Here is a 15821-nt window from a genome sequence, read left to right as displayed (position 1 = left end):
TCAAGGAATCACGGGCTCAGGGGCCACAGACCCAGGGGGCCACGAACTCACGAGGCCGGCGGTTCAGAGGTGTGGGATGACGTCCGCCCCGTAGGCGTCGATGGTGGCCTCGACCGCGTCGTGCATGGCGTAGACGGCGAACTGGTCGACGCCGAGCGAGCGGAGTTCGGCGAGTCGGGCGCGCTGGGCCTCGACCGGTCCGATCAGGCAGAAGCGGTCGACGATCGCGTCCGGGACGAAGGCCGTGTCGGGGTTCCCGGCCCGTCCGTGGTGGCTGTAGTCGTAGCCCTGGCGGTCCTTGATGTACTCGGTGAGGGCGTCGGGTACCAGGTCGGAGTGTTCGCCGTAGTGGCTGACCAGATCGGCGACGTGGTTGCCGACCATCCCGCCGAACCACCGGCACTGCTCCCGGGCGTGGGCGAGCGCGGCGGGCGAGTCGTCGGCGGTGACGTACGCGGGAGCGGCGACGCAGATGGTGACGTCGGCCGGGTCCCGTCCCGCCTCGACGGCGGCCGCCCGGACGGCCTTGACCATGTACTCGGTGAGGTAGGGGTCGGCCAACTGGAGGATGAAGCCGTCTGCCTGACGTCCGGTCAGGGTTAGTGCCTTGGGCCCGTACGCGCCCATCCAGATCGGCAGCGAGGCGCCGGGGCCGACCCACGGCAGGTGCATCTCGGTGCCGTCCACCTCGGCGGTGCGTCCCTCGGCCAACTCCTTGACGGCGTGCATGGCTTGGGAGAGCCGGTCGAGGGTGGCGGGGCGTCGGCCTGCGACCCGCATGGCGGAGTCGCCGCGGCCGATGCCGCACACCGTCCGGTTGCCGTACATGTCGTTGAGGGTGGCGAACAGGGAGGCGGTGACCTCCCAGGTGCGGGTGGAGGGGTTGGTGACCATCGGGCCGACGGTGAGGCGCTCGGTCTCGGCCAGGATGCGGCTGTAGATGACGAAGGGCTCCTGCCACAGCACGCAGGAGTCGAAGGTCCAGCCGTGGCTGAACCCGGCCTGTTCGGCGCGGATCATCCGGTCGATGAGCAGGCGGGCCGGCGGGTCGGTCTGGAGGACGAGGCCGATGTCCATGGGGTGCTCCGGGAGAGGGGTGGGAGGGCGGCCCGGGGCCGGCGCACTCGGCGCGGCCCCGGGCGACGAAGGCGAGACGAAGGCGAAGCGAAGAGAAGGACAGGGAAGGGAAGGGGGGACGAGAACCGAAAGGAAGGCGAAGGGGATCAGGTCAGGTACTGGCAGGTGTCCCGGCGCAGGAAGGCGCCGTGTCCGGCCCGGCCGAGCCAGCGGCCGTCGTCCAGCACGACGGTGCCGCGCGAGAGCACCGTCCGGGCCCGGCCGGTGAGTCGGCGGCCCTCGTAGGCCGAGTAGTCCACGTTCATGTGGTGGGTGGCGGCGGAGACGGTCTGCACCGCGGTGGGGTCGTAGACGACGAGGTCGGCGTCGGCGCCGGGCGCGACGGTGCCCTTGCGCGGGTGCAGCCCGAACATCCGGGCCGGGGTGGTGCAGGCGATCTCGATCCAGCGGCGCCGGCTGATCCGTCCGTCCACGACGGCCTGGTGCAGCAGGTCCATCCGGTTCTCCACGCCCGGGAGGCCGTTGGGGATCTTCGAGAAGTCGCCGCGGCCGAGTTCCTTCTGCCCGACGTAGCAGAACGGGCAGTGGTCGGTGGAGACCACCTGGAGGTCGTTGGTGCGCAGCCCGCGCCAGAGCGCCTCCTGGTGCTCGCGCGGCCGGAGCGGCGTGCTGCACACGTACTTGGCGCCCTCGAAGCCGTCGGCGCCCTCCTCGGCGAGATTGTCGGTGGAGAGGAAGAGGTACTGGGGGCAGGTCTCGCCGAAGACGGGGAGCCCGGCGTCGCGGGCCCGGGCGAGTTCGTCGAGCGCCGAGGCGGCGGAGACGTGCACCACGTAGAGCGGACTGCCGGCCACCTGGGCGAGCTTGATCGCCCGGTGGGTGGCCTCGGCCTCCAGGAGTTCGCGCCGGACCTCGCCGTGGTAGCGGGGGGCGGTCCGCCCGGCGGCGAGGGCCTGTTCGACCAGGACGTCGATGGCGATGCCGTTCTCGGCGTGCATCATGATCAGCCCGCCGTTGGCCGCGCCGCGCTGCATGGCGCGCAGGATGCGGCCGTCGTCGCTGTAGAAGACGCCGGGGTAGGCCATGAAGAGCTTGAAGGAGGTGGACTCGCCGGAGTCGACCAGCGTGTCCATCTCCTTGAGGACGGCGTCGTTGACGTCCGAGACGATGGTGTGGAAGGCGTAGTCGATCGCGCAGTTGCCCTCGGCCTTGGCGTGCCAGGCGTCCAGGCCCTCGCGCAGCGCCCCGCCGACGGGCTGGACGGCGAAGTCGACGACGGTGGTGGTGCCGCCCCAGGCGGCGGCGCGGGTGCCGGTCTCGAAGGTGTCGGAGGCGGCGGTGCCGCCGAACGGCAGCTCCATGTGGGTGTGGGCGTCGACGCCGCCCGGGATGACGTAGTGGCCGGTGGCGTCGATGACGGTGTCGGCGGTCCAGGCCTCGGCGGCGGCGCTGCCGGTGGCGGCCAGGGCGGCGACGCGCTCGCCCTCGATCAGGACGTCGGCGTGGAGTTCGTCGGTGGCGGTGATGACGAGGCCGCCGCGGACGACGGTGCGCTGCTGCGGGTCACGGGTGGTCATCGCGCTGCTCCTCAGGCCTCGGCGAGGGGTCCGTAGGCGTCGGGCCGGCGGTCGCGGTAGAACGCCCACTGCTGGCGGACCTGTTCGATCAGGCCGAGGTCGAGGTCGCGGACGACCAGTTCCTCCTCCTTGTCGGAGGCGGCCTCGCCGACGAACTGGCCGCGCGGGTCGACGAAGTAGGAGGTGCCGTAGAAGTCGTTGTCGCCGTACTCCTCGGTGCCGACCCGGTTGATGGCGGCGACGAAGTACTCGTTGGCGACGGCGGCGGCGGGCTGTTCGAGCTGCCAGAGGTAGGCGGACAGGCCGCGGCTGGTGGCGGAGGGGTTGTAGACGATCTGCGCGCCGGCCAGGCCCAGGGCGCGCCAGCCCTCGGGGAAGTGCCGGTCGTAGCAGATGTAGACGCCGACCTTGCCGACGGCGGTGTCGAAGACGGGCCAGCCGAGGTTGCCGGGCTTGAAGTAGTACTTCTCCCAGAAGCCCTTGACCTGCGGGATGTGGTGCTTGCGGTACTTGCCGAGGTAGCTGCCGTCCGCGTCGATCACCGCGGCGGTGTTGTAGTAGACGCCGGTCTGCTCCTCCTCGTAGACCGGTACGACGATCACCATGCCCAGTTCGCGGGCGAGGTCCTGCATCCGGCGCACGGTCGGCCCGTCGGGGACGGCCTCGGCCCAGCGGTAGTGCTCGGGTTCCTGGACCTGACAGAAGTACGGGGCGTTGAACACCTCCTGGAAGCCGATGATCTTCGCGCCCTGGGCGGCGGCCTCGCGGGCGTACCGCTCGTGGAGCGCGATCATGCTCTCCTGGTCGCCGGTCCAGCGGGTCTGGACGAGCGCGGCACGGACGATCTGCGACATGGGTACCTCCGCAACTCCGCGTCCCGGCCGTGCGGTCGGGCCCGCGGTCTGAGGGTTGACGGGGCGGGTCTCGCCCGCGGCTCCGCTCGGGGGCCGCGGGGGTCTACGGGAAGGGTCTACGTGCGTAGAAGGCGCGATCTGTAGACGGTAGGCCGGGCTTCGGTCGCCTGACAATACGTCGGCGGTAACGCCTGCGGGGCGATCTTGTTACGCGGACACGCGGGTGGCCATGGGTGGGATGAAATGCTCATCTACCCCATTGGTGGCCTCCTTACTCATTCGAGTGAAAGCGGGCGCCGGGGGTGCGGAATCGGCCACGACAGGGTAAAACGCGCCTTGACGGTGCGACAGATCGTCATCTGGCGCGCGTACGGGGCGACTTCGGTGATCATGAGCTGATCATCCGGCGATCGGGTGCGGGGCCGGATGCGGGATCGGCCACGGGGATCGACGGTCGGCCGGGGGCCGAACGGGGGGTGGTACTGATGACAGCGACGGACGAGCGCGCGGAGCGCACGTCGGGTACGTCGGGCACGGCGGGCATGCCGGCGGGGCGGCCGCCCGCGCTGCCGGCCTGGGCCGGCCTGCTGCTCGCTCTCGGTGCCCTGCTGCCGCTCGCCGCCGGCCTCCTCCTCGCCCCCGGGCAGGTGCCGCGGGCCGGGCTGACGGCCCTGCGCCTGGCCGGCTCCCGGGCGGCGGCCGAGGCGGTGGTCGGCGGGAGCTCCGGAGCGTACCGGGCCGCCCTGGGCGACGAGCCCTGGCTGATCGCCGGCTACGGGCTGACGCTGACGGCCGCGGCCCTGCTGGGCGGGTACGTGCTCGGGCGGCGCCGCCGGCTCGGGCCGGCCCTGATGGTCGGGGCCGCCGGGCTGCTCGCCGCCGGCAGCGACCTCGCCGCCGACGTCCTGCTGCGCCTGGGGCTCGACCACGCCGACTCCGACACCCCCTTCGCGGTGGCGGCGGCGCTCACCACCGTCAGCCGGCTGCTGCTCCTGCCCGCCGGGGTGGCGGCCGCGGCCCTGCTCGCGGTGACGGCCGCCAGGGCCGCCCGCGGGTTGCGCGCCACGGCGGTGAAGCCGGGTGACGACGCCGACCCGGACCGCCCGGCGCTGATACCGCCCTGGCCCGTCCTCACCCGGCACGGCCGCCCGCTGCACGGGCCCCGGCACGGGCTCCGGCACGCGTCCCGGTCCGAACCACCGCACGAACCACCCCACGAACCGCCGCGCGACTCCCGGCGACCGGAGGCCGCGACGCCACCCGACGCTCCCGGCGCCCACGCCCACTGGCGGGACGCCGGCCGGGTGCCGCCCGGCCGCGAGCCCGCCGAGCTGGGCTTCTGCGCCTCGGGCGGCGGCATCCGCTCGGCCTGCGTCACGCTCGGCGCGCTCCAGGCCCTGCGCCCGTGGCTGAAACGGGCCCGCTACCTGGTCTCCGTCTCCGGCGGCGGGTACACCGTGGGCGCGCTGCAGCTCGCGCTCAGCGACTCCGCCCCCGGCAGCCCGGTCCGCGCCGTCTCGGGCCTGACGGCCGACACGGTCCTGGAGCCCGGCTCCCCGGAGGAGGACCACCTCCGCCGCCACAGCAAGTACATCGCCGACGGCACCGGCGAGTGGCTGGTCGCCCTCGGCACGCTGCTGCGCGGCGTGCTCTCGGCGCTCACCCTGCTGCTGGCCGCCGTGCTGGTGCTCGGCCTCGGCCTCAGCCGCTTCTACCACGCCGTCCCGGTCACCGACCTGGACGCCCTGGCCGCCGCCGGCCTGCGCCACCCGGGCGCCGTGCCGGGCGGGTTGGAGTTCCGCGCCCCCGCCCTGGCCGCCCTCGGCGTGGTACTGGGCGCGGCGGCCTGCTGCTGGCTGCTCTGGCTGCTGGCCTTCCCACCGCTCGGCTGGCACGCGCTGCTGCCGCGCGCGCTGCGCCGGCTCAACTACGCCGCGCTCGCGCTGGCCGGGCTGCTGGCCCTCGGGGTGCTGGCGGTGCCGGGCCTGGCCTGGGGCGCGGTCCGGCTCCAGCAGGCGCTGGCGGCCGGCCCGCGACTGACCGGCGCGGGGCTCAGCCTGACCGTGGTGCTCAGCTACCTCGCCCTGCTGCTCGGCATACTCTGGCGCGACCGCCGGGCGATCGGCAGCGGCGTGCGCGCGGCCGCCGGGGCGCTGCGCGGCGCCGGCCGGATCGGCGGCGGGCTGACCGCCAACCTCCCGCAGTACCTGGTGGTCTGGGCCGCCCTCGGCACCCTGACGGCCGGTGCGCTGCTGGCCCTCGGCTGGGCGATCGCCACCGGGTACGCCTGGCCGACGGCCGTCCAGGTGCTGCTGCCGCTGGTGCTCGGCGCCGTCGGTCTCAACCTCGACCAGACCTGGATGAGCCTGCACCCGTTCTACCGGCTGCGCCTGGCCTCGGCCTTCGCCGTCCGCCGGGCCACCGAGGGCGGCCGCTCGCTCGCCCGCCGGTACGACTTCTACCGGGAGCAGACCTGGCTGAGCCACTACGGCGCCCGGCACCCCGACTTCCCCCAGGTGATCTTCTCGGCGGCGGCCAACCTGTCGGGCAACTCCCGTACGCCGCCCGGCCGTCGGGCGGTCTCCTTCTCCCTCTCGTACGACTACGTGGGCGGCCCGGACGTCGGCTACGCGCGCACCGACCTGCTGGAGCGGCGGACTCGTCGGCACATCGCCCGCGACCTCACCGTGCAGTCCGCGATGGCCGTCTCCGGCGCCGCCTTCTCCTCCGCGATGGGCCGCCAGTCCCGGGTCTACCAGGGCCTGTTCGCGGTCACCAACGCCCGGCTCGGGACGTGGCTGCCCAACCCGGCGGAGCTCGGCCCGGCCTGGTCCGGCACGCCCGACTGGCGCCGCGCCGGGGAGCCCGCCGTACGCCGACTGCCCTACCAGCTCCGCGAACTGACCGGCCGGTTCCCGGCGGACGACCGCTTCCTGCTCACCACCGACGGCGGGCACTACGAGAACCTCGGGCTGGTCGAACTGCTACGGCACCGGGTCCAGACGGCGGTGAGCATCGACGCCAGCGGGGACTCCGGCTACGCCGCCAACCTGGCCGCCGCCATCACCCTGGCCCGCGAGGAGCTCGGCGTCGTCATCACCCTGCACCGACCGGAGCTGCTGATCCCGGGCAGCGCCACCACCGGCCGCACCCCCGACGGGGGCCACGGCAGCGACCCCGGCAGCGACCACGACGGGGCCGGTGCCGACGGGACCGACGCCGACGGCGGCACGCCCCTGCGCGGGCTGGCGGCCCAGCTCTCCGAACGGCTCTCGGCCCGGGGCGTGATCACCGGGGACGTCCGCTACCCGGCCATCGACGGCGAGCCCGACTCCGAACGGCACGGCACGCTGATCGTCCTCCAGGCGGTGCTGACCGCCGACATGCCGTACGAGCTGCAGTCCTACGCGGTGACCCACCCGGCCTTCCCGAACGACGGCACCAGCGACCAGTGGTTCGACCACCAGCAGTTCGACGCCTACCAGACGCTCGGCCGCTACCTGGGCGAGCAGGCCGGCCCGGTGATCGAACGGGCGCTGTCCGCCGCTGCGGCGGCCACCGCGACACCCGCACCCGTGCCCGCGCAGCCGCGGGGCGAAGAGCCCACAGCACCCGAGCGGCCCGCCGAGGACCGGACCGGGAGCTGAGCAGGGAGCTGAGCAGGGAGCCAGGCAGGGAGCCGGGCAGCAGGCTGCGCAGCGCGCTGAGCCGGCTCCCCGGCCGGGGCGTCGGGCCGCCCGTTCACGGGGCGCAACAGGCCGCAACGAACGGGCGCCCCGGCTTGACTTCGTGCGACCGGCTCGGAAAAGATCCGGGGCATGGACTCCGGCACCACTCTGGTTTGCCGCCTGCACGTCGATCTGCGACGCCAGGCGAGTTCCATCTGTGCCTGTTGACCCTGTTCCACTTCGCCGGTTCCGCCCTGTGACCACTGCCAGGACCCGCACCGCGCACCCGTACCCGCAGTCCTGAAACCCGCCCGCCCGGCGGCACCGCCCGTGCCGTGCCCGGCCGAGCACGGGCCGCTCCGCCGGCCCGCGGCCCGCAGCCCGCGGCCCCGCCGCCGGATCCGAGCGCCCCTCCCGACGTTCCCGCCGCACCCGAGGACGCCTCATGAGCCTGGACCTCGCAACCGAGACCCCGACCCGCCGCCCCGAGCAACCACCGGCCGCCGGCCCCGCCACGGGCGCCACCACCGCCCCGGTCACCGGCCCCACGACCGGCCCCGCCGCCGACCCCGCACAGCCCCCGCTCAGCCCGAGCACCCTGCGGACCGTGGTCCGCGAGCTCGCCGAGCGGCCCGACCAGTGGATCCACCTGGTCCGGCTCTCCACCGGGGAGCGCTGGTACCAGCGGCTGGTCGCCGACGACGACCACGAGGTCTGGCTGATCAGCTGGCTGCCCGGCCAGTCGACCGGCTTCCACGACCACGGCGGTTCGCGCGGCGCGTTCACCGTCGCACTCGGCGAGCTGGAGGAGCTGTCCCTCGGCGGCCCCGACCAGGGCCTGCTGATCCGCAGGGTCCCGGCCGGCACCGCCCGCGCCTTCGGCCCGGAGTACGTGCACGACGTGCGCAACACCGCCTCGGGCCCGGCGGTCACCCTGCACGCCTACTCGCCCCCGCTGAGCTCGATGGCGCACTACGACCTGCGGGCCGGCGGGCTCGTCCGCACCTCTGAGGAAGGACCGGAGCAATGGTGACCACGATCGACGACCTGGTGGAGCGGGCCCGCGAGGGCGTCCACCGCCCGCGCGCCCGGGAGGCGTACCAGGCCCAGCTGGACGGCGCGCTGCTGGTGGACATCCGTCCGGTGGCGCAGCGGGCCGCCGAGGGCGGGATCCCCGGCGCGCTGGTGATCGAGCGCAACGTGCTGGAGTGGCGGCTCGACCCTACGGGCAGTCACCGGATCCCCGAGGCCTCGGGCTACGACGTCGAGGTGATCGTGGTCTGCTCCGAGGGCTACGCCTCCAGTCTGGCCGCGGCCTCGCTGCGCGAGCTCGGGCTGCACCGGGCGACGGATCTCGACGGCGGTTTCGTCGGCTGGGCGGCGTCCGGGCTGCCGACCCGTCCGGGCGACTGAACCCGAGGTCACATGGGGTGTTCCCGGGCGGCTGAGCCCGGGTCACCTCCCGGGCCGGCGGGCCGCCGGGCCGGGAGTCACGCCACGTGCCGGGCGGTAAATCAGGGACAGGAGATGATGCAGGTCATAGTCTGATCAGAGTTTCCGCCGGTCCGAAGCTGGGCAGCCAGGCGGGCGGAAGAACGCCCGGGCGGTGCGACCGCCGCCAACCGAACGACCCGAAAGACCGACCGACACAGGCGCCGCCTCCCCGGGGCGCCCTGACGAGGAAACACTCCGTGATCAGATTCGAGGGCGCCGGCAAGCGCCACCCAGACGGCACCATCGCGGTCGAGGGACTGGACCTGGAAGTCTCGACCGGTCGGATAACCGTCCTGGTCGGGCCCTCCGGGTGCGGCAAGACCACCCTGCTGCGCATGGTCAACCGGATGGTCGAGCCCACCTCGGGCCGGGTGCTGCTGGACGGCGCCGACGTCGCCGAACTGGAACCCGCCAAGCTGCGCCGAGGCATCGGGTACGTGATCCAGCAGGCGGGGCTGTTCCCGCACCGCAAGGTGATCGACAACATCGCCACCGTCCCCTACCTGCTCGGTTGGGACCGCAAGAAGGCCCGGGCCCGGGCCGCCGAACTGCTCGAACTGGTCGGCCTCGCCCCCGAGACCGCCAAGCGCTACCCGTTCCAGCTCTCCGGCGGCCAGCAGCAGCGGGTCGGCGTGGCCCGGGCGCTGGCCGCCGACCCGCCGGTCCTGCTGATGGACGAACCGTTCAGCGCCGTCGACCCGGTGGTGCGGGCCGGGCTCCAGGAGGAGCTGCTGCGCCTGCAGTCCGAGCTGCACAAGACCGTGCTGTTCGTCACCCATGACATCGAGGAGGCCGTGCGGCTCGGCGACCAGGTCGTGGTGCTGCGCGAGCACGGCCGGATCGCCCAGCTGGCCGACCCGCACACCCTGCTCACCGCCCCCGCGGACGACGGCGTGGCCGCCTTCCTCGGCCGCGACCGGGGCCTGCGCGGCCTGGGCCTGCGGCCCGCGAAGGCCGTCGAGCTCCGCCCGATCGAGGACGGACCCGGCCACGGGGGCTGGGAGTTGGCCCTGGACGACGAGCGCCGCCCGATCGGCTGGATCGACCGCGCCGCCGGTGCCACCGAGCTGCAGCCGGTCGCCGGCTACCGCCCGGACACCGACACCCTGCGCGCCGCGCTGGACGCCGCCGTGCTCTCCCCCGCCGGGGTCGCGGTCGCGCTGGACGCCGACGGCCGGGCGGTCGGCACCGCGGGCCGGGAGGCCGTCCTGGCCGCGCTCACGCCGGTCGCCCCCACTCCGGCCCTCACGCCGGTCGCCCTCACCAAGGCGGACCCGGAGGTCCCGGCGAACGAAGCGGACGAGGCGGACGCGGCGGACGAAGCGCTCCCGCAGCCACCCGCGCAGACCCCGGCGGACGGAGCCGACGGTGGACGATGAACCGATCGTCCGCTGGTACTGGATCGGCGACCACGTCGGCTACCTCGGCAACCTGCTCGCCGACCACGCCGTGATCGCCCTGGTCCCGGTGCTCATCGGCCTGCTGCTGGCGGTCCCGCTCGGCCTGGCCTGCGCCCGCTTCCCCCGGCTGTACCAGCCGCTGTCCGCCGTCTTCAACATCGTCTACGCGCTGCCCTCGCTGGCCGTCTTCGTGGTGCTGATCCCGTACACCGGGCTCGCCACCCAGGCGACCGTGATGATCCCGCTCACCTTCTACGCCCTCGCCGTCCTGCTGCCGACCACGGTGGACGGGCTGCGCGCCGTCCCGGACTCCGTCCGGCAGGCCGCCACCGCGATGGGGTACGGGCCCTGGCACCGGCTGACCGCCGTCGAACTGCCCGCCGCCGTGCCGTACCTGATCGCCGGGCTGCGGGTCGCGGCGGTGTCCAGCATCTCGCTGGCCAGCGTCGGCGCGCTGATCGGCCGCGGTGGGCTGGGCTACCTGTTCATCGACGGCTTCCAGCGGACCTTCCCGACCCCGATCGTGGCCGGGATCGTCCTGATCGCCGTGCTGGCGCTGGCCGTCGACCTGCTGCTGGTGGCCGCCCGCCGGCTGCTCGCGCCGTGGGCCGTCCGGGAGCAGGGGGCGGGCTCGTGAACTGGCTGAACTGGCTGAACGACTTCTTCTCCGCCCCGGACCGCCGCAGCGGTCCGGACTCGATCGTGCACCGGGTTTCCGAGCACCTGCTGCTCTCCGGCGAGGCCCTGCTCTTCGCGGCGCTGCTGGCCGTCCCGCTCGGGCTGCTGATCGGCTACACCGGGCGCGGGGTCACGGTGGTCACCGCGCTGGCGGGGGCCGCCCGCGCCCTGCCGACCCTGGGCCTGGTCACGCTCGCGGTGCTGCTCGCCGGGGTCGGCGACACCGCCGTCCTGTTCCCGCTGGTCGCCCTGGCGGCGCCGCCGCTGCTGGTGGCGGCCGTCGAGGGGGTGCGCGGCACCGACCCGGACGTCCGGGACGCCGCGCGCGGGATCGGCCTCACCCACCCGCAGGTGCTGTTCCAGGTCTGCCTGCCCTCCGCCGCGCCGACCCTGCTGGCGGGCTTCCGGACCGCGACCGTCCAGGTGATCGCGACCGCCACGGTGGCCGCCTACGTCGGGCTGGGCGGCCTCGGCCGCTACGTCATCGACGGGCTGGCCACCCGGCAGTACGCGGTGACCGTGGGCGGCGCGCTGCTGGTGGTGCTGCTCGCGGTCGGCGCCCAACTGTTCTTCGCCCTGCTCGCCCGGTTCGCGCTCCCGCCCGGGGTGCGCGCCCAGCGCCGGACCCGCTGAGGCCCCTCCCTCTTCTCCCTCCCATCCGCTCCGGAAGGACAACTGTCACCATGTCGACATTCAAGGGAAGCCGCCGCGCCGTGCTCCTCGGCACTCTCGCCGCACTCGCCCTGGGCGCCACCGCCTGCGGCTCATCGGGCAGCGGCGACCCGCTCGGCGGCGGGTCGAGCGGCTCAGCCGGCGCCACGGCCTCCGGCAGCGGTGCCGCCTCGGGCGGGTCCGGCGGTGCGGGCGGTTCCGGCGGGACCGTGGTGGTCGGCTCGGCGAACTTCCCCGAGAACGTGCTGCTCGGCTCGATCTACTCCCAGGCCCTCAAGGCCAAGGGCGTCAAGGTCCAGGAGAAGTTCAACATCGGCAGCCGCGAGGTGCTCTACGGGCAGCTGCAGAGCGGCAACCTGACCGTCCTGCCCGAGTACAACGGCGCGCTGCTCGCCTACCTGGACGCCAAGAACACCGCCGTCACCACCCCGGACGTGAACGCGGCGCTGACCAAGGCACTGCCCGCCTCGCTGGCGATCCTCGACTCCTCCCCCGCGGAGGACAAGGACTCGCTCAGCGTCACCCAGGAGACCGCCGACAAGTACAGCCTCAAGAGCATCGCGGACCTCGCGGCCAAGGCCGGCGAGTTCACCATCGGCGGCCCGCCGGAGTTCAAGACCCGCCGCGAGCAGCAGTTCAAGGACGTCTACGGGCTGACCTTCAAGGAGTGGAAGCCAACCGCCGACACCACCGCGAACGCGCTCAAGGACGGCAACATCCAGGTCGGCAACGTGTTCACCACCGACCCGAAGATCGTCCAGTACAAGCTGGTGCCGCTGAGCGACCCGAAGAACGTCTTCGGCGCGCAGAACGTCACCCCGCTGATCAACAAGGCCGGCGTGGACGCCAACGCGACGGCGGCGCTCAACGCGGTGTCGGCCAAGCTCGACACGGCCGGGCTGACGGCGCTGATGAAGCGGGTCTCGGTCGACAAGGAGGACCCGTCGGCGGTGGCCAAGGACTGGCTGAAGAGCAACGGGCTCGGCTGACGGTCCGACCCGGTCCTGACCCGGCTGGACCCGGCTGGACCCGGCTCGGCTCGACCTGGCCCGGCCCGGGGATCGACGGCAGCGGACGGCGGCGCGGAGGGTTTCCCTCCGGGGCCGCCGTTCGCCGTTCCCGGGCCGTTCGGGGCGGCCCCACGGGACCTTCCCTTCTACGCCGCGAACATGACAGTGTGGCGCCATGCGCACTCGTCTCCTCGCCGCCTCCCTCACGGCACTCGCCGCGGTGAGCCTCGCTGCCTGCTCCAGCTCCGGTTCGAGCTCGGGATCGGGCTCCGGCTCGAGCTCGGCCAAGGCCACCGTCGCGGCCGGCTCCCCCACCGTCGCCGCCACCGCTGACGCAACGGCCGACGCCACGGCCTCGACAGGCACCCCGGCACCCACCACGGCCGCGCCGTCCGCGCCCGCCGACCCGGGCTCCACGGCCGGCGCGGACGGCTCGGCCCCGGCCAAGCCCGCACCGCCGGCCGACGCCGGCCTGCCCGCCAAGCCGGACGCCGACCTGACCGGCAAGGTGGTCGCCGCACTGAACGCGATCGACCCGGCGATCGTCGGCGGCAAGCCCGACCAGGCGGTGGAACAGGCCCGCAAGCAGTGCCAGGCGCTGTACCAGTTCCCCAAGGACAAGGCGAAGCTGGCCCAACTGGCCGACCAGCACTTCACCTCGCCCGAGCACCCGCAGGGCTTCGGACCGGACACCGCCTCGAAGATCGACGACGCACTGCGCTCCACCCTCTGCCCGGCGGCGCGCTGACGCCGTCCACGCCGCCCCGCACCACCCCGAACCGCCCGGTGTCCTGAGCTCCGGGCAGCCGTGGCCGCGCCCCGCCCGCCGGGTGCGCGGCCATCGGCGTCCCCGCCCTTCGGCGGCCGGGGCCGTCCGCTGACGAACTGTTAGGTCTCTTGACAGACCAGTGGTCTAGTCCAAACATAAGCATGTCGATCCGACCGGGATGCACTGTGGGGGTGTGACCACCGGCGGCTGAGGCACTGCCCTGCCCTGCTCCGCTCCACCCCCGCTCCGTACGGCGTGCGCACCTTCGCACCACCTCCCGCACCACCTCCCGCCTCCACCCGAGGCGGTGGGCTCCGCACGCCCTTGTGTCCGCATCGAACGCCCCCTGCACCCGCCCCCGCACACCCGCCTCCGGCTCCGCACGTCCGCGCGGTCGACCCCACACGACCACCGGACGAGCCGTGGCCCGCACATCCCCAACGTCCTGCCCCACCACGTCTGTTGGAGAATCCATGCGTCTTCGCAGAACCCTCCGGGCCGCGCTGACGGCCTGCGTCACACTGGCCGCCTCGGCCGGTCTGGTCGCCGCCGGGACGGGCTCCGCCCAGGCCGCCACCCCGCTCCCCACCCGGGTCTTCGCGCCCTACTTCGAGTCCTGGACCGGTCAGAGCCCCGCCACCCTGGCCGCCCAGTCCGGCGCCAAGTACCTGACGATGGCCTTCCTCCAGGCCGCCACCAAGGGCTCCTGCACCCCGTACTGGAACGGCGACACCTCGAAGCCGGTGTCCTCCTCCACCTTCGGCGCCGACATCGCCACCATCCGCGCCAACGGCGGGGACGTGATCCCCTCCTTCGGCGGCTACACCGCCGACAACACCGGCACCGAACTGGCGGACAGCTGCACCGACGTCAACCAGATCGCGACCGCCTACGAGAACCTGATCACCACCTACGACATCAGCCGGATCGACCTCGACATCGAGGACAACTCGCTGACCAACACGGCCGGCATCGACCGCCGCAACAAGGCGATCAAGGTCGTGCAGGACTGGGCCGCCGCCAACGGGCGCAGCATCCAGTTCTCCTACACGCTGCCGACCACCACCGGCGGGCTGGCCGACAACGGCCTCGCGGTACTGCGCAACGCCGTCAGCAACAAGGCGCGGATCGACGTCGTCAACATGATGACCTTCGACTACTACGACAACGCCACCCACGACATGGCGGCGGACACCCAGACCTCGGCGCAGGGCCTGTACAACCAGCTGGCCCAGCTCTACCCGACCAAGTCCCCCACCCAGCTGTGGGGTTCGATCGGGATCACCGAGATGCCCGGCATCGACGACTTCGGCGCCGCCGAGACCTTCACGGTCGCCAACGCCACCACCGTGTACAACTGGGCGGTGTCCAAGGGCATCAACACGCTGTCCTTCTGGGCACTCCAGCGCGACAACGGCGGCTGCCCGGGCAAGGGCGGGGACGACTCCTGCTCCGGGATCAACCAGGGCACCTGGGACTTCACCCACATCTTCGCGCCCTTCACCAGCGGCTCGACGGTGACCAACGACTTCTCGGTCGCGGTGAACCCCAACTCCGCCACCGTAAAGGCTGGTTCGTCCGCCTCGGCGGCAATCGCGACAGCGGTCACGGCGGGCTCGGCGCAGAGCGTCAGCCTCTCGGTCAGCGGCGCCCCGACCGGCGTCACCGCCACCGTCACCCCCGGCAGCGTCACCGCCGGCAACAGCGCCACCCTGAACGTCACCACCACCTCGTCGGTGGTGCCCGGGAGTTACCCGCTGACGGTCACCGGCAGCGCGGCCTCCGGCAGCCACACCGGCGTCTTCACGCTGACCGTCACGGGCAACCAGCCGGGCAACGACTTCTCGGTCGCGGTGAACCCGAACTCCGGTACCGTCGCGGCCGGTTCGTCCGCCTCGGCGGCGATCGCCACGGCGGTCACGGCGGGCTCGGCGCAGAGCGTCAACCTCTCGGTCGGCGGCGCCCCGACCGGCGTCACCGCCACCGTCACCCCCGGTAGCGTCACCGCCGGCAACAGCGCCACCCTGAACATCGCCACCACCTCGGCCGCGGCGGCGGGCACCTACCCGCTGACCGTGACGGCCACCGCGCCCTCCGGCAGCCACACGGCGACCTACTCGCTGACCGTCACCGGCACGGCCCCGTCGACCGGCCTGGTCAACGGTGACCTGGAGACCGGCAAGGTGGCCCCCTGGACCTGCCAGAGCGGCGGCGGCATCGTGACCACGCCGGTCCACTCCGGCTCGTACGCGCTGCAGGCCGCGGCCTCCGCGAGCCAGACCGGCGACTGCACCCAAACCGTGACGCTCAAGCCCAACACCAGCTACACGCTGAGCGGTTGGGTGCAGGGCAACTACGCCTACCTGGGTGTCAGCGGTGGCGCCAACGCCAGCACCTGGACCATCTCCTCGGGCTGGACCAAGCTCTCCGTCCCCTTCACCACCGACGCCTCCGGCAGCGTCACGGTGTACCTGCACGGCTGGTACGGGCAGGGCAGCGTGTACGGGGACGACTTCTCGATCTCCTGAGCGACGGGCGGCAGACGGCAGCTGACAGCTGACAAGTAACAGATAACGGATAACAGCTGACAGATTTCAACATCTGTCAGCTGTTATCCGTTTG

General features: G+C 73.2%; 13 protein-coding genes. 10 read left to right on the top strand and 3 right to left on the bottom strand.

The annotated features are described in order from the left end of the window. Positions 1-63: 63 nt before the first annotated feature. From ACFXPX_RS08445 to ACFXPX_RS08435, 3 genes are all read right to left on the bottom strand, one after another. Positions 64-1077: a TIGR03842 family LLM class F420-dependent oxidoreductase gene (locus tag ACFXPX_RS08445; RefSeq protein WP_380640143.1), complete on the bottom strand. Its 1014-nt coding sequence runs from the start codon at positions 1075-1077 to the stop codon at positions 64-66. Between the two features lie 146 nt (positions 1078-1223). Beyond that, positions 1224-2654: a dihydropyrimidinase gene (gene hydA / locus ACFXPX_RS08440; RefSeq protein WP_380590978.1), complete on the bottom strand. Its 1431-nt coding sequence runs from the start codon at positions 2652-2654 to the stop codon at positions 1224-1226. A gap of 11 nt (positions 2655-2665) precedes the next feature. Beyond that, on the bottom strand, positions 2666-3508 hold the full coding sequence (locus ACFXPX_RS08435) for a nitrilase-related carbon-nitrogen hydrolase (RefSeq protein WP_375890653.1): 843 nt from the start codon (positions 3506-3508) through the stop codon (positions 2666-2668). A gap of 485 nt (positions 3509-3993) precedes the next feature. Between ACFXPX_RS08435 and ACFXPX_RS08430 the strand changes: the two genes are divergently transcribed. The 10 genes from ACFXPX_RS08430 to ACFXPX_RS08385 all read left to right on the top strand — a co-directional run bounded on the left by ACFXPX_RS08430 (position 3994) and on the right by ACFXPX_RS08385 (position 15727). Next, complete coding sequence (locus ACFXPX_RS08430; RefSeq protein WP_380640141.1) at positions 3994-7155, top strand: hypothetical protein; 3162 nt, start codon at positions 3994-3996, stop codon at positions 7153-7155. A 171-nt stretch (positions 7156-7326) separates the two neighbouring features. Continuing rightward, positions 7327-7404 (top strand): putative leader peptide, encoded by a 78-nt coding sequence (locus tag ACFXPX_RS08425; protein ID WP_101948289.1) that lies wholly within the window; start codon positions 7327-7329, stop codon positions 7402-7404. Positions 7405-7621: 217 nt separating this feature from the next. Then, positions 7622-8209, top strand: a complete 588-nt coding sequence (locus ACFXPX_RS08420; RefSeq protein ID WP_380640139.1) for a cysteine dioxygenase — start codon at positions 7622-7624, stop codon at positions 8207-8209. Continuing rightward, entirely contained in the window at positions 8203-8589 is a 387-nt protein-coding gene (locus ACFXPX_RS08415; RefSeq protein ID WP_375890658.1) for a rhodanese-like domain-containing protein, read from the top strand. The genes ACFXPX_RS08420 and ACFXPX_RS08415 overlap by 7 nt, the downstream gene beginning before the upstream one ends. A 278-nt stretch (positions 8590-8867) precedes the next feature. Further along, complete coding sequence (locus tag ACFXPX_RS08410) at positions 8868-10049, top strand: ABC transporter ATP-binding protein (protein WP_380640137.1); 1182 nt, start codon at positions 8868-8870, stop codon at positions 10047-10049. After that, positions 10039-10707, top strand: a complete 669-nt coding sequence (locus tag ACFXPX_RS08405; protein ID WP_375890662.1) for an ABC transporter permease — start codon at positions 10039-10041, stop codon at positions 10705-10707. Before ACFXPX_RS08410 ends, ACFXPX_RS08405 begins: the two co-directional genes overlap by 11 nt. Further along, positions 10704-11381: an ABC transporter permease gene (locus ACFXPX_RS08400; RefSeq protein WP_375890664.1), complete on the top strand. Its 678-nt coding sequence runs from the start codon at positions 10704-10706 to the stop codon at positions 11379-11381. Before ACFXPX_RS08405 ends, ACFXPX_RS08400 begins: the two co-directional genes overlap by 4 nt. A gap of 50 nt (positions 11382-11431) precedes the next feature. After that, positions 11432-12409 carry an ABC transporter substrate-binding protein gene (locus tag ACFXPX_RS08395; RefSeq protein WP_380640135.1) on the top strand — a complete coding sequence of 326 codons (978 nt, stop codon included), beginning with the start codon at positions 11432-11434 and terminating at the stop codon, positions 12407-12409. Positions 12410-12605: 196 nt separating this feature from the next. Further along, on the top strand, positions 12606-13178 hold the full coding sequence (locus ACFXPX_RS08390; RefSeq protein ID WP_380590969.1) for a hypothetical protein: 573 nt from the start codon (positions 12606-12608) through the stop codon (positions 13176-13178). Positions 13179-13672: 494 nt separating this feature from the next. Then, on the top strand, positions 13673-15727 hold the full coding sequence (locus ACFXPX_RS08385; protein WP_380590966.1) for a glycosyl hydrolase family 18 protein: 2055 nt from the start codon (positions 13673-13675) through the stop codon (positions 15725-15727). Positions 15728-15821: the final 94 nt, after the last annotated feature.

This window comes from Kitasatospora sp. NPDC059146, from assembly GCF_042786665.1.
In the GTDB taxonomy this organism is placed as follows: Bacteria; Actinomycetota; Actinomycetes; order Streptomycetales; family Streptomycetaceae; genus Kitasatospora.
This window is presented reverse-complemented; position numbering and strand designations above follow the sequence as displayed.

What these genes read in the sequence shown, in the direction of transcription:
- ACFXPX_RS08445 (WP_380640143.1), bottom strand. Translation starts at nt 1,077, where the DNA reads ATGGACATCGGCCTCGTCCTCCAGACCGACCCGCCGGCCCGCCTGCTC.
- hydA (WP_380590978.1), bottom strand. Translation starts at nt 2,654, where the DNA reads ATGACCACCCGTGACCCGCAGCAGCGCACCGTCGTCCGCGGCGGCCTC.
- ACFXPX_RS08435 (WP_375890653.1), bottom strand. Translation starts at nt 3,508, where the DNA reads ATGTCGCAGATCGTCCGTGCCGCGCTCGTCCAGACCCGCTGGACCGGC.
- ACFXPX_RS08430 (WP_380640141.1), top strand. Translation starts at nt 3,994, where the DNA reads ATGACAGCGACGGACGAGCGCGCGGAGCGCACGTCGGGTACGTCGGGC.
- ACFXPX_RS08425 (WP_101948289.1), top strand. Translation starts at nt 7,327, where the DNA reads ATGGACTCCGGCACCACTCTGGTTTGCCGCCTGCACGTCGATCTGCGA.
- ACFXPX_RS08420 (WP_380640139.1), top strand. Translation starts at nt 7,622, where the DNA reads ATGAGCCTGGACCTCGCAACCGAGACCCCGACCCGCCGCCCCGAGCAA.
- ACFXPX_RS08415 (WP_375890658.1), top strand. Translation starts at nt 8,203, where the DNA reads ATGGTGACCACGATCGACGACCTGGTGGAGCGGGCCCGCGAGGGCGTC.
- ACFXPX_RS08395 (WP_380640135.1), top strand. Translation starts at nt 11,432, where the DNA reads ATGTCGACATTCAAGGGAAGCCGCCGCGCCGTGCTCCTCGGCACTCTC.
- ACFXPX_RS08390 (WP_380590969.1), top strand. Translation starts at nt 12,606, where the DNA reads ATGCGCACTCGTCTCCTCGCCGCCTCCCTCACGGCACTCGCCGCGGTG.
- ACFXPX_RS08385 (WP_380590966.1), top strand. Translation starts at nt 13,673, where the DNA reads ATGCGTCTTCGCAGAACCCTCCGGGCCGCGCTGACGGCCTGCGTCACA.